General features: G+C 48.6%; 14 protein-coding genes. 6 read left to right on the top strand and 8 right to left on the bottom strand.

Going from position 1 to position 18,032, the window contains the following annotated elements; translation table 11 throughout:
• Positions 1-81: 81 nt before the first annotated feature.
• The 5 genes from ACJJI4_RS13325 to ACJJI4_RS13305 all read right to left on the bottom strand — a co-directional run bounded on the left by ACJJI4_RS13325 (position 82) and on the right by ACJJI4_RS13305 (position 5,611).
• Positions 82-2,439 (bottom strand): TonB-dependent receptor domain-containing protein, encoded by a 2,358-nt coding sequence (locus ACJJI4_RS13325; RefSeq protein WP_444925466.1) that lies wholly within the window; start codon positions 2,437-2,439, stop codon positions 82-84.
• Between the two features lie 283 nt (positions 2,440-2,722).
• Entirely contained in the window at positions 2,723-3,061 is a 339-nt protein-coding gene (locus ACJJI4_RS13320) for a hypothetical protein (protein WP_413662708.1), read from the bottom strand.
• A 10-nt stretch (positions 3,062-3,071) separates the two neighbouring features.
• The gene (locus ACJJI4_RS13315) at positions 3,072-3,593 is read right to left on the bottom strand and encodes a hypothetical protein (protein WP_413662707.1); all 522 of its coding nucleotides are present in this window, start codon (positions 3,591-3,593) and stop codon (positions 3,072-3,074) included.
• An 89-nt stretch (positions 3,594-3,682) separates the two neighbouring features.
• Positions 3,683-4,777, bottom strand: a complete 1,095-nt coding sequence (locus ACJJI4_RS13310; protein ID WP_444925465.1) for an alpha/beta hydrolase family protein — start codon at positions 4,775-4,777, stop codon at positions 3,683-3,685.
• A gap of 435 nt (positions 4,778-5,212) precedes the next feature.
• Positions 5,213-5,611, bottom strand: coding sequence for a VOC family protein (locus tag ACJJI4_RS13305; RefSeq protein WP_444925464.1), 399 nt, complete (start codon positions 5,609-5,611; stop codon positions 5,213-5,215).
• 363 nt (positions 5,612-5,974) lie between these two features.
• Between ACJJI4_RS13305 and ACJJI4_RS13300 the strand changes: the two genes are divergently transcribed.
• The 3 genes from ACJJI4_RS13300 to ACJJI4_RS13290 are packed head-to-tail and all read left to right on the top strand — an operon-like array spanning position 5,975 to position 8,854.
• Positions 5,975-7,051: a bile salt hydrolase gene (locus ACJJI4_RS13300; RefSeq protein WP_444925463.1), complete on the top strand. Its 1,077-nt coding sequence runs from the start codon at positions 5,975-5,977 to the stop codon at positions 7,049-7,051.
• Positions 7,052-7,082: 31 nt separating this feature from the next.
• A complete protein-coding gene (locus ACJJI4_RS13295) occupies positions 7,083-7,955 on the top strand; it encodes a GNAT family N-acetyltransferase (RefSeq protein ID WP_444925462.1) in 873 nt (290 codons plus the stop codon).
• The gene (locus tag ACJJI4_RS13290; RefSeq protein WP_444925461.1) at positions 7,955-8,854 is read left to right on the top strand and encodes a polysaccharide deacetylase family protein; all 900 of its coding nucleotides are present in this window, start codon (positions 7,955-7,957) and stop codon (positions 8,852-8,854) included. The genes ACJJI4_RS13295 and ACJJI4_RS13290 overlap by 1 nt, the downstream gene beginning before the upstream one ends.
• Positions 8,855-9,134: 280 nt before the next feature.
• Here the strand turns inward: ACJJI4_RS13290 and ACJJI4_RS13285 are convergent, their stop codons facing one another.
• Together ACJJI4_RS13285 and ACJJI4_RS13280 are read right to left on the bottom strand one after the other, a co-directional pair.
• On the bottom strand, positions 9,135-10,607 hold the full coding sequence (locus ACJJI4_RS13285; RefSeq protein WP_444925460.1) for an aminoacyl-histidine dipeptidase: 1,473 nt from the start codon (positions 10,605-10,607) through the stop codon (positions 9,135-9,137).
• Positions 10,608-10,731: 124 nt separating this feature from the next.
• Positions 10,732-12,699, bottom strand: a complete 1,968-nt coding sequence (locus ACJJI4_RS13280; protein ID WP_444925459.1) for a VacB/RNase II family 3'-5' exoribonuclease — start codon at positions 12,697-12,699, stop codon at positions 10,732-10,734.
• 81 nt (positions 12,700-12,780) lie between these two features.
• Between ACJJI4_RS13280 and ACJJI4_RS13275 the strand changes: the two genes are divergently transcribed.
• From ACJJI4_RS13275 to ACJJI4_RS13265, 3 genes are all read left to right on the top strand, one after another.
• On the top strand, positions 12,781-12,972 hold the full coding sequence (locus ACJJI4_RS13275) for a hypothetical protein (protein WP_444925458.1): 192 nt from the start codon (positions 12,781-12,783) through the stop codon (positions 12,970-12,972).
• A 246-nt stretch (positions 12,973-13,218) separates the two neighbouring features.
• On the top strand, positions 13,219-14,307 hold the full coding sequence (locus ACJJI4_RS13270) for a Glu/Leu/Phe/Val dehydrogenase dimerization domain-containing protein (protein ID WP_413662699.1): 1,089 nt from the start codon (positions 13,219-13,221) through the stop codon (positions 14,305-14,307).
• A gap of 218 nt (positions 14,308-14,525) precedes the next feature.
• A complete protein-coding gene (locus ACJJI4_RS13265) occupies positions 14,526-17,342 on the top strand; it encodes a M16 family metallopeptidase (protein ID WP_413662698.1) in 2,817 nt (938 codons plus the stop codon).
• Positions 17,343-17,384: 42 nt separating this feature from the next.
• Here ACJJI4_RS13265 and ACJJI4_RS13260 read toward each other — a convergent pair whose 3' ends face one another.
• Positions 17,385-17,996: a glutathione S-transferase family protein gene (locus ACJJI4_RS13260; RefSeq protein ID WP_444897963.1), complete on the bottom strand. Its 612-nt coding sequence runs from the start codon at positions 17,994-17,996 to the stop codon at positions 17,385-17,387.
• Positions 17,997-18,032: the final 36 nt, after the last annotated feature.

The following is an 18,032-nucleotide window of genomic DNA, read 5'->3' as shown; positions in this document are numbered from 1 at the left end:
TATTTTTGAATCTACTGCTTGACTAAACATACGCACAATCGGCTGGCATTTCCAGCCGATTGTGCGGCTGCCAAAAAAATCTTAGAAATCAATAGTTGCAGAGAGTGAGGCTGTCCGTGGAGCACCTATCCAGGCACCGCCAGAAACGACAGTTCCTAAGTAATCCTCATCCAGTAAATTATTTATCACTAAATTTAGGTTGGCTCCCCGTAGTGCCGGGCTAAATTCTCCCAGATTCATGCCCAGGTAGGCATCGACAACTACATAGGAGTCAGCTGTCCAGCTATTGTCTAAGTCGACAAAGCGATCTCCGGTAAACTTACTGGAGATGCCACCGTAAAATATTTCAGAATTCCAATCCAGGCCAATCACATAGAATTGATCAGCTATTCCGACTACGTCATTCCCTGGCGTTATTCCTTGAGTTTCATCTACTGCTGAGTTTCCTGAGCCAATATAAGTAGTGTCCAGCAGGGTATAGGATGTATAGAGATTTAGAGTTTCTGATAAATCGTAGTCCAGGAAAAGTTCCAGACCATCAGATTCGATTCCGCCGGCATTAAAATAGGTCCCATTGGTACCTATCAAATAGCTATTACCTGCGGAAGTATTGTTATCCAGGAAAATGATCCGGTTTTCAAAATCATTTTGAAAGTAGGTGGCAGTTGCCGAGAAATTATCGGCGGTATAGCGAAGCCCTAGCTCTTTGGTCTCTGAGGTTTCCGGTTCGATATTGTCGAGATCTGAATCGGGCCGCTCTAATACGCTGTCTCCAATCGCCTTAAAGTTTTCAGCGTAGCCTGCGAACAGCTCTGCACCTTCCAGGGGTGTTTCCCAAATCAAACCGGCGGAGAGCAGGGTATCTGAATCAGAGTCAACACTTGCATCGGAAGACTCCTGAAACAGATCTTCCCTTTCAACATCGACAAAGAACTGCTTGGCGCCCAGTGTCAAAGTGAGAGTGTCGATGGTCAGGGAGTTCTGTAAATACCACTTTGTGCTGGTTGAAGGATAACTGCGGTCGTATTGCACCCAGTAGGGTGTTGAATTGAAACTGGCACCCTGAGCTGCATCAGTGATTTTGTGCCAATCGCGGTGTTCGTCACGGGTGGAGTCTTCATACCAGAGGCCGCCTCGTAGCTCATTGTCCAACCCGGCGATGGTGGTAGCGTATGTAAAGTCTAGAGTCAGTCCGGCACGCTCTTTCTCATAATGAGTGTGCCGATAAGACATCGCGGGTATGGCGCCCTCTGCATAGCAATCTGGATTGTAGGCCGGTCCTGAATCGCCATAGATATTGGTGACTGACGCTGTACATGTTTCATCGTAAGTAAGGGCATTGCCATTGGCGTCAACAAAATAAATGATGCCCGACTGGCTACCGCCATAGGCAGTTGAGCTGCCGAGGAACTCGGACTCGCCTTGTTCGCTGTCATCTGTAATATCAACCAGGTAAGGGGGCACCCAGTCCCCGCGGCCTTCGTTGCTGTGGTAATAGAGTCCGGCCTGTAGATTGAATGAATCTGTCAGGTCAAAATCGAACTGGGTGTAGGCCAGCAGGTTCTCACGCAAGGTAGACCAGCCACGGCGATAAAGTTGATCGATATAAGGAATACCGGACCAGTTGCCGGTAAGGAAATCGTTTTCAGGGTACTCTTCAAATTGGGCGTCCGAATAGACTCGTTGATAGTTATCTTCGTGGATATTGTCGTAAGATATGTAGGCCTTGATGGTACCAGCTTCCAGGTTGGTCACTAGTTTTGCTGCGATGTGCTCTCGTTCATTCTCAGCGGTTTCAGTAATCCAGTCGGTCGCTTCCTGGTTAGAGTATGAGATCCAGGCTTTGCTGTTCCCGGCAAAAATACCAGTGTCATAGCGAAAATAAACTCTCTGTGCATCAAACTCGCCTGCGGACAGTTCTATTCGACTGCGCTGTGTGTCCAAAGGATCATCAGTGCGATAATCAATAGTGCCTCCCAGGGCTTCGTGGGAACGTGAAGCGATATCTGAAGTACCCTGTGATACTTCTATTGAACCGATATTACCCGGATCAACAAAGCGGTTTGCTTTTGAGCCTCCACCGTAATTCGAACCGCCATTGGGAATACCATCGATGGTGGTGCCAATTTGCTGTTCATCTAAGCTGTTAGTAAATCCGCGAATACTGATATTGGTTGACCAGTCGTCAAAGCCGTAAGTATCTCCTTCATTGACTGAGACACCGGGGAGGTTATCGATCAATGCATTAACGCTGGTGATAGAGGACTGTTGCTTGCGCATTGCCTCAGATACTTCGCTGCTGTTAAAAGTGCTACCGGAGCCCAGAACCATTACTTCTTCAATTTGTGCGTTGCTGAGGTCTTCAGCGGTCACGGGACTGGCACTCATTATTGTGGCCACTGAAATGGCGGCTGCCAGGTAGGTCTTTTTAGTATTCATCGGGATACCCCAGTTTGTAGTGATTCAGCAAGTGTTAACCAGCCTGGTTAGTGGCTTGGGTTATTTGCGCGCGTACATTGACGCGTCTTGATGAATAATTCTTTACAGGGGGGTTAAACTCTTTTTACCCGTTGGTGAATGCTCAATAAATCCTGAGAGCCAGAAACATGAGCTGTTTCAGACTGACTGAATAGTGTCCTTAGTAGTGGGGGTGATCCGGTGAGTAATCTTGATTGAGTGTAGGGGGGAGGGCTGAGTTACCCCAGCCCAATTTAAACAGAAATCAGATAGCAGCTTTCAAGGAAATGCCGGTGCAAGCTTCAATTGTTCCCCAAAGAACTCCCAGAACTGCATTCCAGACTTTCTCAATGGTGACTAACAGGAGTCCACGTAAAGTGTTGGCGAAGTTCTTGGCCATATCCTCCAGGGAGTCGAGAAAGTAATCTTGCAGGTCGCCAGATATTTCATCAGATGCAATTGCTTTAGCAATCATTTTTGTTTGCTGAGCCATTGCGGATAACTGGCGCTCGGAAAATCCCCTGAGTTCAGAAATATCACTGTTGATTACCGCAGAAGCTGCCCCTTTGATATCGGCAACGAGTTGGTTAACGTCAATAGACATAGTAATTTCCTCAGCGATTCAGAAAAGACTCATAGGTGAGTGCTTGGTCCATGGAAACAACAATTTCATTTTTGAATAGAGAAACAGCGGTTGCGTTTAGGCCCTTATCTTCATCTACCGTGCGCATCATGTTCAAACTCTCTGAAATTTTCTCCAGTGACGCAACACTGGGGGGTTCCCGCTCAAAGCTAATATTCCTGCCAGAAGATTCCAAATAGTTGTTAATCTTTTTGAGTAGTTTACTTTCAGGCGCAGGGCGGGTTTTCGATTGCATAGCCAGCGCATCTACTTTGCCGATCAATGCATGGTATCTCTCATCTCTTTTTGAGTAAGAATCTTTGTTAGTTCCACTGGAAACTGAAGAGAAAAATTCCATTATCTCTACATTGACAGTGGTTAAATCTGAGTATAGCGCGGCATCATAGCGCGGCGCCATTTGTGAGCATCCGCTAACTAGAATGGTAAGAAAGGCTAAAACTGCAAAGATTGCTATTGGCTGCCTTATCATGACAACTCCCCCTTTAATTTTCATTTTAATAGTTCAATTCGGCTCTTTTCAGCCGCCTAAAGGGTGGCTGAGAGATATACAGTTCTTTCCAATTTTTTCGTCTGGGTACCCATTTATACCGGTTCCAAAATCTCATGCGAGGTCGGCGAAATACTGGGATCATTTTCCTTTTCAAAGTAAGTCAGCAGTAAGCGAACAGCCTCCTGATTATCGAAATATCGGGAGTGAACTCGAGCTGCCAGTTTGTCCGGAAAAGTACCGTAAGACCCGATAATTCTCTCATAACAGTGGTGACGTGCTGGGACCGCAGAACCACTGGCAAACCAGTCTGAGTGAGACTTGATATCAATCCACTCGATTAGATCTTTTCTTTGTGACAGTTGCTCTACTTCATTCTGCAGCCAAGGAGCTTGCTTACCCAGAACTTCGATTAGGGACCCCATTGTTAGGATACGGATTGGTTTACCGATTGGCGGAAGATCGGCAAAAAGGTCTACAGTAACGACACTGCCAAAACTATGTCCGACAATAGTTACGGAATCGTAGTCGTATAGTTTAATACTGTTTTCGAGCTGTTCTCTGACCCGTCGGATAATCTCAAAGCGGACTGCAGGCTTGCCCTTGGCCGCCGGCTCATTGGTGAGATAGCGCTTACAAAAGTCAGAAATATCTACTAGTAAGGCAACCGGCATAACGGCAACAACGGCAGTAGCAATCAGCCAGATCCGCCAGCCTCCTATATACTCAACACCTTGCTTGAGCTGTTGTACTGCGGGATAAAACGGACTGTCGCTGGAGGGCTCAACAGCTTCGACAAATAAGATAATGGTACCTATGTACCAAACAATAAAGGCTAATGCTGAAAGGGTTAGACCAAATGTCAGGTACTTTCGTTTAAGCACTCCTTTCCAAATATGGAGGTTGGCCAGCCAGAACCAGATTAGGGAGAAGCCTCGGGCTAAGCGGACTTTCAGGCTCTGCTGCGTGATACTGGGAACCAAGTCGTTCCAGTAAGCTTCAACCAGGTCAAGCTCCTGTTTATCGTTGACCCTCAGGCGGTTGATGCCGGCAGGGACGGTAGGATCAGAAATCTGAGTGAGAGGCATACGCTCACTGGCTGCGATCATTCCCTCGGTGAACTCTGACAGTTGGGCGGTGCTGGTGACTCGTGTCAATCCAGGCACCAGCATAATTAAGCTTCTTCTCATTGTTATTCCAATTGGCTCTATTCTGGAGATATAACCTTCTGCCAAGGTTTGCTCCTGCCTTTGTTTTTTCTGTGTGAAAATCGTTTCAGTAAGTGAGTATTTCCATATATAAGTACGCTAGCCAGTAGCTAGCTGCGGTGTATCTCAGTGGTGAAATTTTGTGCGATGGCCAGCTCTATACTAACCGAAGGACATTGGATATAGGTGCATGTCAACTGAATGTTACTCGATTTATATGTGATACAAAACGAGATGTAAATATAGAAAAGAAAAAGATTTATTGATTGGGAGAGCAAAAGCCGCTTCGTGGTTCTTTTCTTAAATTACTTGTCGGAAGTTATTTCATCGTGGTTAAGGGGGTAGACTAGCGAAGGTGAAGATCTGTTGCTGCTTACACCGCACTCTATGGGAGTATCAGAAGCGACAGGTTAAAATTTACTCTACGGTTTCTTTTTGTAGTTCAACTAAAATAAATTCGTTGCCGTAGAGATCTTCAAAGTGGGCAAACTCTGCACCCCCTTCAGAAGTAGGTGGCTTGCTGAAGTGAACGCCATTTTTTGCAAGTTTTTTATACTCTCTGTCAAAATTATCTGTATAAATAACGGCACAAGGCTGCCCTGCAGTTTGTGCTCCCACTTTCTTTTGCTGGTTTTCAGAAGTTGCCTGAAGAAGCCATATACCCATATCTTTTTGTGCCGGAAGTCGAATATGAACAAATCGATGCGGTGCTGCTTGAGAGTCAATAAATACTTCAAACCCCAATTTGTCACGATAAAAGGCAATAGCTTCTTCATAGTTGTTGACTAGGATTACCAGTCTGCCAATTGAGTTCATTAGGGGCTCCGTGATTGGCCTTATTGCTACTTCGATAAGAGGGATTATTTCTTTTTGGTTAATAGGTGTACAGTTTTCAAATAGTTTTTATTTGAGTAGCCTATACCAAAATGAATACTTTTAGCGTGAAGTTGGTTAGCTGTAAAAGTTTACTGAAGTTACAAGATATTTGAACTGTACTTGTTGAAAGCGGTGTCAGTTTCTGGACCTTTACGCCAAGGTTGCCAAGTATTGGAATGAAAGACAGTCTCACCATTGTTGGCCATCTATGATGGAAACCGGACTTTCTATTGTTTATAGCCGATTATAGTGACTGTAAACGATCAGTATATTAATTAATGATTTCGAGGGATGGTTGGCAAAGTGAAAAGGATTTCATTTTTTTCTAAAGCTATAAACTCCGTTATGGTTTTTGTTGTTGTAGTGCTGTGCCTACTCGAGCCCAGGTCTTCGATTGCTTGTACCCGAATACTCTATGAAACTGGTGATAAGACCTATATTACTGCCCGTAGCATGGACTGGAGTGATACCGATGCAGCTATGGCATTTTGGGTTTTCCCTCAGGGGATGGAGCGCAATGGTGGCTTGGGCCCAAAATCTATTACTTGGACTTCGAAGTTTGGCTCAATTGTTATCAGTATTTACGATGCGGCTACAACTGATGGGCTCAATGAAAAGGGCCTCGTAGGCAACCTTTTATACTTGGCTGAGGCAGATTATGGGAGTGCTGCCGATAGGGATAAGCCGACTATCTCTGTTGGGGCCTGGTTGCAATACATCTTGGATAACTACGCAACGGTTGATGCTGCGGTAAAGGGGTTAAAGAGTGACCCATTCACTGTGGTTGGCGCAGATCTTCCCAATGGGAGACCGGCAAGTACACATATTGCAATTTCAGACCCCAGTGGTGATTCCGCTATTTTTGAATATCTTGATGGTGTGCTAAAGATCCATCACGGTAAGCAGTTTACGGTAATGACTAATTCTCCTCCTTATGATCAGCAACTGGCAATCAATTCCTATTGGAATTCAATTGGAGGCCAAAACTTTCTACCGGGTACAATTAGTGCGGCGGACAGGTTTGTACGGGCGAGTTATGCTTTAAAAACATCACCAGAATATAAAAAGTATCGCGATGCATTAGCATCCGCATTCTCCCAAATTCGTGCTGTCAGCGTGCCGCTGGGAATGGATGATCCAGATAAACCCAATATAGCCTCAACATTGTGGCGGTCGGTTATTGATCAAAAAAGTAGCCGCTACTATTTCGACTCTGTTATTAATCCATCAGTAATTTGGCTGGATATGGATAGTGTTGCTATTGAGCCGGGATCTAAAGTAATGACAATGAAATTAGATACTCCAATGGATACTGGTGGGGAAGTGGCATCTAAGTTGAGTCCTTCAGAACCCTTTAAGTTCCTCGCTCCAGGTAGCTGAATAAATACGATAACGAGAAGAGTCTAAGTCAATGCATGAATCATTTACTGTTCGGGAGATGACACGTAAAGAAGTGGATTTACTGGTTGACTGGGCTGCACTTGAAGGCTGGAATCCGGGGTTGCACGATGCAGAAATTTTCTGGAAAACAGATCCAGAAGCTTACATTGCGGCGGAAGTTCGGGGTGACTTGATCGGAGGAGGGGCAATTACTGCGTACGGTGATGATTTCGGTTTTATGGGATTCTTTATCGTTAGGCCTGAATTCAGAGGTCATGGGTTTGGTAACAGGCTTTGGTATATCCGACGGGACCGCTTAAAAACCCGGTTGAGGCCTGATGCAAGCATCGGTATGGATGGAGTATTTGCGATGCAGGATTACTATGCCCGCGGCGGTTTTAACTTCTCCCATCGGAATCTCCGTTATCGAGTCGAACTTTCTGCTTTTGAGGGTGTGAGTGCTCAATGTCCTGATGAAATTATCCCGCTTAGTGAAGTTTCTTTGGATCAAATAATTGCTTACGACAGGACCTGCTTTCCCGCAAGTAGACGGGTATTTCTGAAAGCATGGATTTCCCAGCCAGAGGCTCTGAGTTTGGGCTATGTCCAATTTGGAAGTCTTTGTGGCTATGGTGTAATCAGGCGTTGCCGCAATGGATGTAAAGTCGGTCCTCTGTTTGCAAATAGCTATAAAGTGGCAGATACGTTGCTGAAGCGATTGGTCTCATTTGCAGATGATGGACCTATCTTTCTGGATGTGCCGGAAAATAATCCTGCGGCTATGTCGCTGGCCAAGCACTATGGAATGGAGGAGGTTTTTGGCTGCGCAAGAATGTACCTGGGACCAATGCCGGATATTGCGCGGGATCGAATTTTTGGTGTAACGACATTTGAGCTGGGTTGATGCACAAGAGAAATCTGGAGGGTTACGCTGGGCGTCCGCCTCATCCCCGCTGGCCTGATCAGGCCCGCATTGCAATTCAGTTTGTCTTGAATTTAGAGGAGGGGTCAGAATCTACCAAGCTAAACGGCGATACCCAATCTGAATCATACCTGCATGAACTTCCTGGCAGGCCCACACGGGTTGGGGGGCGGGATTTCAGTGTAGAGAGTATGTATGAGTATGGTTCGCGCGCTGGTGTCTGGCGGCTTCTCGATATCTTTAATACTTGCAGCGTGCCTTTAACAGTTTTTGCTACCGGTCAGGCGTTAGAGCTTAATCCGAATTTAGCGCTGGCCCTGGTCGAACTGGGGCATGAGATTGCTGGCCATGGATACCGGTGGATTGATTATAAAGATACTCCTAAGAGTCGAGAAAAACATGATATTCAGCTCACTGTTAAGATAATCGAGCAGTTAACTGCTAGGCCTCCGTTTGGGTGGTATACAGGTCGGGTAAGCTCCCATACTAGATCATTGGTACGGGAAATTGATGGATTACTGTATACGTCAGATTCCTACAGTGATGATTTACCATTTTGGGAACAGAAATCAGATTCATTGTTGGTGATTCCCTACACCTTGGTGAATAACGATATTCAGTACCTGCTGCCCAGCGGGTGCACGACTGCCGATGATTTCTTTTTATTGCTAAAAGGTGCTTTCGATCAGCTTTGGCGGGAAGGGAGCGTGAGTCCTAAGTTGATGAGTGTCGGACTGCATGGGCGAGTCAGCGGCCACCCTGCCAGGGCAGCTGGAGTTTATCGTTTCTTAAAATATATCCAGCGATTTGAACCCATTTGGCTTTGTCGCCGCAATGAGGTAGCACAGCATTGGATCTCCAATTTCTCTATCGCTAGATAACTTGGGCGGTACCTTTCCAGATTGCTTGTGTGCGGAAAATTTAGGCCTTCTGTATCCCCGTAAGTTTTCTTCTTTTATAGCAGCCGTTTCTGCTCTGAGGTTTTTGCAACTTCCCCCGACCACCTGCGGAGTTAAGAAATATTAAAATAGCCCAGTGGCTTTCTAACAATAGCTAGAAAGCAGTTTTTAGTGTGATTGATACGTTGGGTGTAGTAATTGGAGGGTGGAGAGGGAAGGCAAAGTGTGGGGCCTTGGAGCAACCCGAGGCCCGGTCGGGCGGTTAGTCGCGAGTGGGAATTGCCTGGACCACTTTAATAAAGTAATCCCAGAAATTGGCGACACTCTGGATATGAACCTTCTCTTCAGGAGAGTGAGCGCGGCGAATGGTTGGGCCAAAGGAAACCATATCCCAGTTGGGGTAGGGTTTGGCCAGCAATCCGCATTCCAGGCCGGCGTGAATGACTTTTACTTCAGCTTCCTCGCCAGTCATATCTTTATAGACATCCTTCATCATCGCCAGCAGCGGCGAATCGGGATTTGGTGTCCAGCCAGGGTAGTCGTTGTCCAGTGTTGTTTCTGCACCTGCCAGCTGGAAGGTGGCGGCGACATTGAGGCCGTGTTGGTCGCGGGCAGTATCAGAGAGGCTGCGTACAAGACATTGGATTTTTACTCGATGCTCACCGTTTTCCTCCATTGTTACAACACGGGCCAGATTGTTGGATGATTCAGCAATGCCTTCGAGAGCAGTGCTCATTCGCTCAACACCATTGGGACAGCAGCGGATTGCGCGAATAAGGGTCAATTGGCTATCTGCGTCTAGGGTGTTGGCTGGAGTTTCGGTAGCTTCCAGGGTGATGTCCAGTGCCGCTTCATTGTCCAGTTCACGGGCAATTTGAGCGCTTTCGCTTTTTACAATTTCCTGTACTTTATCGACCGCTACTGAAGGCACGACCAGGGTTGTGAAGGATTCGCGGGGAATCGCATTGCGCAGGCTGCCGCCATCCAGGTTGGCAATACGCAGCTCGGGGACCTGGGCTAGAACGGCGTGGATAATGCGGTTTGTGATCTTGTTGGCATTGCCTCGGCCTTTGTCGATATCCAAGCCTGAATGCCCGCCACGGAGGCCGCGAACAGAGAGTTTTACTGCTTCGGCACCGGGCAGGACCGCTTCTGGCGTATAGGGCAGGCTGACATTGACGTCGACACCGCCGGCACAGCCGATATACAGCTCGCCTTCATCTTCAGTATCCAGGTTGAGGAGCAGGTCAGCTTCAAAATAGCCAGGCTTAAGATTCTTGGCGCCGGTCATGCCCGCTTCTTCGTCAATTGTCAGCAGAGCTTCCAAGGCGGGGTGGGGGATATCAGTAGATTCCATCAGGGCCAGGATTGCGGCAACACCAATACCATTGTCTGCGCCGAGCGTGGTGCCTTCCGCAGTTACCCAGTCACCATCCACGTAGGGTTTGATTGAGTCGGTGAGAAAGTCATGCTCAGTGTCGGCATTCTTCTGCGGCACCATATCCACATGGCTCTGCAGGGCCAGTGTCTTACGGTTTTCCATACCTGGAGTGGCCGGCTTCTTGATAACAATATTGCCGATTTCATCCAGCTGAACGCCTAGGCCGCGTGCTTTAGCGAAGTTAACGATATGCTCCACTACGCGGTCTTCATGCTTGGATGGGCGTGGAATTTCACAGAGCTTGGAAAAGTGTGCCCACAGTGGAGTTGGGTTCAATTCAGCAATATTGCTCATGAGTGGCCTCGATTTATTCTATTGTTGCCGGAGCTATAAGCTAGCTGGCCGATCAAAGGCGGTGGGCTTTGGCCCCCGGCAGGAAAGCCCGGCGAGCGCCGGGCTTGGGTAAATGTGCAGGAGTTTATTTTTGAGCCGCGTCGGCAGCCTCAGATTTTTCAGCGTTCAGTTCAAAGGCGATGCGTCGTTTGTCTACATCGACAGACGCTACTTTAACTGAAACTTCCTGTTCTAGGTGGAAGCGTTTTTCATTGTGCGTAAGAACCAGGTGCTTGCCATCGAAGGCGGGCAGATTCTTCTTATCGCCATTCATGCGCACAAAGCCGTCAATACCAAAGTCGTCGAGTCGCACGCCGATGCCTGCGCCGTTTACCAGGGTAATTTTCCCTGTAAATTCCTGGCCAACTTTCTTCTCGATAAATTGAGCGTAGAGCCATTGCTCCAGGGCTCGGTTGGCCTGGCGACCGCGAATCAGGCTTTCCTGCAGGGATTCAATTTTATCATCGGCCAGTGTGGAGGCTTTCTCTCCCTGCGCAGCAGCGCGCAGAACGCGGTGGTTGTGCAGGTCGTTGTACTTGCGAATTGGAGAGGTGACGGTGGCGTAGGCCTCGAGGCCCAGTCCCAGGTGAGCCCCTACCTTGTTATCGAGCTGGCCCGGGCGCAGCATACGCTTGAGCACGGCGAGCAGGTTGTTCATCTGCGGCTCTTCATGGTTTTCCAGGTACTTAACCAGTGCAAGGTAATGCTCCAGTTGCCCCAGATCGGCCTCTGCATGCTCAGGCAGCAGTTCTTTCAGCAGGCTGCGAACTTCCCCCATGCGCTCTTCGCGGAAGCCCAAGTGAACAGAGAAGCAGCCCTGCTCAATCTCGGCGAGTTTGCCACCCATGCTGATATTGGTAGCGAGCATGGCTTCCTCGACCATTCGCTGAGCGATATTGCGTTCCTGTTTTTCGATACGCTCGATCTTGCGCTGATCGTTCAAGCGGATTTCATAGTCCGGGCGATCTTCCATTGCCAGTGAGTGGCTGGCACGGTATGCGGCCCGCGCTTCGTAGATCGTCGCCAAATTACGCAGACTGTCCTGTTGCTCCTGGGGCACGGCGGAGTCGTCACCCTCAATAAAGCGGCTGACTTGTTCATAGCTCAGTTTGTGCTGGGAGCGAATAGCGGCAAATTCATAGCGGCTATTGCCAATGGTGCCATCGCTATCGATATCGACATGGATAACCAGGGCGGGGCGCAGCTCGCCGGGAACCAGGGAGAACAGGTTCTCACACAGGTTGCGCGGCAACATGGGTAGGGTTTCGCCCGGTAAATACTGGCTGTGGGCCCGATTAAACGCCTCTTTATCCAGGGGGCTGTTCTCATCAATTAGGGATGATGGGTCTGCTATAGCAATGTGCAGGGTCCAGCCCCCGTCACGGCTGCTTACGGCCAGAGCGTCGTCCATATCGCGAGTGGTTTCTGCATCGATAGTTGCGAAGCCCAGCTCGGAAAGTTCGGTGCGCTCACCGGTAACTGTTGTCAGTTTCTCCGCAATTGTGTCCGCCTGCTTTTGTGCAGCGGCACCAAATTGCTCAGGCAGCTTGAATTGGGCGACAACATAGGCGTGTTCGATACCGGGCATATCGGGCTTGCCGATAACGGTCTCCACCTTGGCCTGGGCTCTGCCGTCTTTAAATGGATGGCGGTTTACTTTGCAGGCAATAAACTCTCCCGGCTGGGCCTTGCCGCGAGCCTTGGGAGGGAGAAAAATCCAGCGGGACAGGCCATTTTGCGTGGGCTGGATAAAGTGGCCCTGGCCGCGCTGTACATACTGGCCAACAAGGTAGTCGAGCTGGCTGTCGATCAATGCATCGAGTTCTGCTGCGAGTTTACCCTTGTTCTCTTCGGAGAGACTTACTCGAACCCGGTCACCGGGAAATACACGCTCCATTTCATTGGGAGGCAGGAAGGCTTCCCTCCCGTCATCCAACTCAACGAAGCCAAACTTGCCGTTACTGCCGCGAACCCGGCCTTCGGCAAACTCCTTACTGGAGCGAATATCTGTTTTCAGTTGCGAAAGTTGTTTTAGAGCGTCGGCATTCAGCATCGAGTTTATCTCTATGGGTCGATTTGGGCGCGGATTCTACCAGACCATGCGCAGAGGATGTAACGCGCTTAGGCGGTGGAAATGATCTTAGTTGTCAGTGTTGTGAGGTTTTCAAAAATTTTTGAAAAAGTGGGCATATTAAGGAAGGCTTCAAAAGGAGGTTCTTTGCCAGAAGATTTATACAGGAATCGTGTTCTCTTGAGGGGCAGTTATAGGAAATTTATAAGAGAGCCGCCAGCGGTAGGAGAGGGCCCGGTATTCAATGCCAATTAATGGAGAAATAAGAGCGTAGAGCTAGCCGCCTAGATTAATGACTGGGCGGCCCAAGTTATTCTGGGGCAAACGAATATCCTAAAAATGATATTTTGGTGTGATGTTTTAGCTATTCTAATGCTCATGTGTGCAAAATATGCAAACTTTGTCTGTGGGAGCTGGATATAATCTTATTCCAGATAAAAACAGATAAGGGCTGTGGTTGTTCCCCAGCTGTAGAACCGGCCTTCCGGAGAGGAACAGTTAATGAGTATTTTTTCCCATTCCGCCTACGATAAACACGAACAAGTGGCGTTTTACCAAGATGCAAAGAGTGGCTTGAAGGCCATTATCGCGGTACACAATACGAATTTGGGTCCCTCACTGGGTGGCTGCCGTATGTGGCCCTACGCCGACGATGGCGAGGCCCTGAATGATGTTCTCCGTCTTTCCCGGGGTATGACTTACAAGTCCGCAATGGCCGGCCTCAAGCTGGGCGGTGGCAAGTCCGTAATTATTGGTGACCCGCGCAAGGAAAAGACTCCTGAGTTACTGCGCGCTATGGGTGAATTTATTAATACCTTGGGCGGCCGTTATATCACTGCTGAAGATTCTGGCACTAGCGTGGCGGATATGAGTGTTATCGGTGAGACAACCGAGTTTGTCTCCGGCCTGTTCGCGGGCTCCGAGTATGGTGGTGATCCTTCCCCTTCGACTGCTTACGGTGTGTTTGTTGGCCTGAAAGCTGCGGTAGAACACCGCTGGGGCAAGACTGACCTGACCGGCTTAAAAGTCTCTATTCAAGGCGTGGGCAACGTCGGTTTCCGCCTGGGTAAACTATTGAAGGATGCCGGTGCGGAACTGTTTGTCACCGATATTTTCCAAGACAATATCGATCGTGCAGTTACAGAGCTTGGTGCCATAGCCGTAACTGCCGACGAAATCTTTGACCTGGACGTAGATCTGTTTGCCCCCTGTGCGATGGGTGCAATTCTCAACGATGACACCATCAGCCGTTTGAAGGTTCAGGCGATCGCTGGCGCGGCCAATAACCAGTTGGCGGAAGAGCGCCATGCTGAAGTGCTTCGCGAGAAAGGTATTTTGTACGCACCGGACTATGTCATTAATGCTGGCGGTATTATCGATGTTTATTACCAGCAGAAAGGCGATTACGACGCTGCAGAAGTGCGCGCTCATATCGAAGAGATTGGCAACACTATGAAAGAAGTGTTCGAGCGTGCCGATGAAACCGGCCAGACCACCGCTCACGTAGCGGACCGGGTTGCCGAGGAGCGCTTTGGTCACCATACGGTTGTAGGCGAGGCCGAAGACAAGTCTGGTACTGTGGCAGCGTAATGTTTTCAGCGCAGGAGTAGAGCTGGTGACCTGATTCCTTGGGCGATTGTCATCTCGCTTCTCTCTGTGATGTATTGATTTGGGCACTTCGGTGCCCATTTTTTTGCCTGGAATATTTGCTAAATTGCGGTTGGTAAAAGGTTTTGCTGACACTCTGGAGGAAAGCTGGCCTAAACTTGCCATCCTGAAATTGCGGTTTTTTAAAAGGGAGTGACAATATGGACTTGCGTCCGCTACTTATCAGCGTTGCCATCGCTATTACTGGCCTTACCGCTTGCGGAAAGTCTACCGATGATACGCCTCATGCGCTTTCGGTGGATAAGGAAGCAGCAGCCAGTAGTAAGGCTGCTGCATCCGATAAAGAGGCGTATGTCCCGCCACCCAAGTTGGAGATTCCTTTCCATAAGGAAGTATTGCCCAATGGCCTGACGGTGATTGTGCATGAAGACCACAAAGCCCCCGTTGTATCTACCAATCTTTGGTACAAAGTAGGCTCTAAGGACGAGCCGCCAGGTAAAACCGGATTTGCTCATTTATTTGAGCACTTGATGTTTAACGGTAGCGAAAACTTCCCAGGGGAATATTTCGAACCCTTCCAGCGCTCTGGGGCCACCGATATGAATGGCACCACCAGCAATGACCGCACCAATTATTTTGTCACCGTGCCCAAAGGCGCCCTGGATATGGCGCTGTGGATGGAGTCCGACCGAATGGGGCATTTTAAAGGTGCAATTACCCAGGAGGTTTTGGATGAGCAGCGCGGTGTTGTAAAAAATGAAAAGCGCCAGGGGGAGAATGCACCTTATGGCAAAGCGTTCGATATTATTGCCAAGAGCACCTTCCCCAAAGGACACCCCTATTCGTGGACGCCAATTGGCTCGATGGAGGACCTGGACAACGCCAGTCTTGAAGATGTCAAAAAATGGTTTGAGGACCATTATCAGCCCGCTAATGCAGTTTTGGTAATTGCGGGTGATGTTACGGTCAAAGATGCGATGGCCAAGGTGCGCAAATATTTTGGTGATATCCCGAGCACAGGGGTGCAACCGCGCATTAAGAATTGGGAACTACCTACCCAGGTGAAAAAGAGGGAGGTGGTTTACGACCAGGTGCCCCAAACGCGAATTTACAAGGTTTGGAATGTGCCCGCAGTGGGAAGCGAAGTGGAAGACGCGCTGGAATTAATGACTTCCCTTCTCGCCAATAGAAAAAACTCTCTTCTCTATCGTCGTTTGGTTCGTGATGAGCAAGTGGCTACCAGCGTCAGCGCTTTTTATTACGGTCGTCAGCTTGCAGGGCAGTTGATGATTATCGTCGACGTGAAACCGGGGCAGTCTGTAGAAAAAGTTGAAGACTTACTGAATAAAGAGTTAAAGCAATTCGCAAAAAATGGTGTGAATGCGGATGAGCTGCGCCGGGTTAAACAGAGTGAGTTTGCCGGGCTGGTAAAGGGGTTGGAAAAAACCGGTGGTTTTGGTGGTAAGAGTGACATCCTTGCCCAGTCGGAATTTTATTTTGGTGATCCCGGAGCCTTGATAGAAGGCGTGGAGGATTATGCAAAAGTATCCGCTCTCGAAGTTCAGGAAGTGGCTGAGCAGTGGTTGAAAGAGGACTCCTACACATTAATAATGGAGCCGAAGCAGAAGTATACGGCAGCGGCGGAAGGTGCTGACCGCAGCAAACTCCCCGAGGTGGATAAAAATGTAGAGCTGGAACTGCCAAAACAAAAAGAATTTACTCTCAAAAATGGATTAAAAGTTGTTCTGGCTGAACGCCATGACACTCCCGTGGTACTGATGAATCTGCAATTTCGCAGTGGCGCCTCCGCAGATAAAAATAAGCCGGGTCTGGCTTCAGTTGCGGCGCAAATGCTGAACGAAGGTGCGGGTGATCTGGATAGCCTGGAATTTAGCTCTCGCTCAGAAGAGCTTGGTGTAAATATTGGTGGTGGTAGCGGCCTTGATTATAACAATATCAGCATGAGTGCCCTTAAGACGCAGCTGGAGCCATCGCTTGAGCTATTTGAAAAGGTGGTTACTGAACCTCGTTTCCCCGAGTCCGACCTGGAGCGGGTTAAGTCCAATCGCCTGGATGCAATAGCCCAGGAAAAAGCCCAGCCTCAGGGCTTGGCTATGCGTGAACTGCCGCCGCTGCTATTTGGAGAAAACCACCCTTATGGCTCTCCCTTGACGGGATCGGGTACTCCCGAGGGAATTAAGTCCATAACCCGTGAGGATCTGGTTAATTTCCAAAAGACCTGGGTGCGTCCGGATAATGCAACCCTGACGATCGTGGGGGATGTTACTGAAAAAGAAATAGAGCCTCTGCTGAATGAAACACTCGGAAAGTGGACTGCTCCTAAATCAGAGCTTCCCAAAATTGAAGTTGCCAAGGTGCCCCGTCCGGAAAAGGCTCGAGTTTATTTGCTTGACCGCCCCGGCGCACAACAGAGTTATATCATGGCGGGTTTGCTGATGCCGCCTTGGCAGCCGCAGGGAGCTGAAGCTTTTGATGCGATGACGAATATTATTGCCGGAAAGTTCACTTCCCGGGTCAATATGAATCTTCGTGAGAACAAGCATTGGTCCTATGGTGCCCGCGCGGTTTCCCTCGATACAGAAGGTCAGCGTCCTTATATCCTCTTTGCTCCTGTGCAAACTGATAAAACAGCTCCAGCGATTAAGGAATTAGTAAAAGAGTATGAGGAATACTTAGGAGAGCGTCCTATTACTGCAAAAGAGCTTGAGGACTACCAAAATGACGAAGTCCTGAAGCAAAGTGCTCGATTCCAGACCAAAGGGCAATTACTTTCCAGTATTAATTGGCAGGTGGAGAAGGGGCTTCCAGAGGAATATATTGCCGAATATCCACAGCGGGTTTCAGCACTGAATAAGGAAAAAGTGGAGGCCTCCGCGAAGGAGTATCTTGCGCCAGATCAATTCACCTGGGTGATTGTTGGGGATCTGAGTAAGATTAAAGGCGAGGTTGAAGCCTTGGATATTGGCCCCGTTGAGGTGCTTCCTGCAAAGGACTGATTGGAATTATTTCCCCGCCCTGATTGGGCGGGGAAATAGGGTTTAAGCTTTAAAACTGGGGCGCTCTTTAAGTTGTTCACGCCACCTGATTAGGTGAGAGTGCTTGGACGGATCGGGTCGAAGGTTTTGCACTTTGCCAAAATCCAGTCCGCAAACCATGCTGATATCGGCCACTGAAAAATAGTCACCAACCAGGTATTCATGGTCTGAAAAGTGGTTGTCGAGGGTATCCATAAACTTCAAGGCTCGCTTGCCTGAATCCTCACCAAAATCGGGGTAAACATTCATCCGGTCCTTAAAGAAACCGGAAACGTGCTGGAAACACATCCCGACAGGAAACATAAGGTTAAAGTCGGCACGGCGATTCCACATTTCCACCAGTGCTTTTTCCTTGGGGGTGCGGCCGAAGAGTGGTGGCTCTGGGTGTAGCTCCTCAAAATAACGCTGAATGGCCACTGATTCCGCAATGTAAGTGCCGTCATCCAGCTCCATTACGGGTACTTTTTTATTGATATCTTTGCTTCGAAACTCTGAGCTAAGATTTTCCCCTTTTGTAATATCTATTCCGACATATTCTGCATCTAACCCCTTTTCTGCCATAAACATGCGAACACGTCGACAGTTTGGTGCTGCTGCGAACTCATAGATTTTCATAGAGGCTTCCTCTCGCCTGGGTAATTGCGTAGATTG

Source organism: Microbulbifer maximicatervae (SeqCode) (assembly GCF_052467305.1).
Note: the sequence above shows the minus strand (reverse complement) of the source record. Positions and strands in the feature narration are given on the sequence as shown.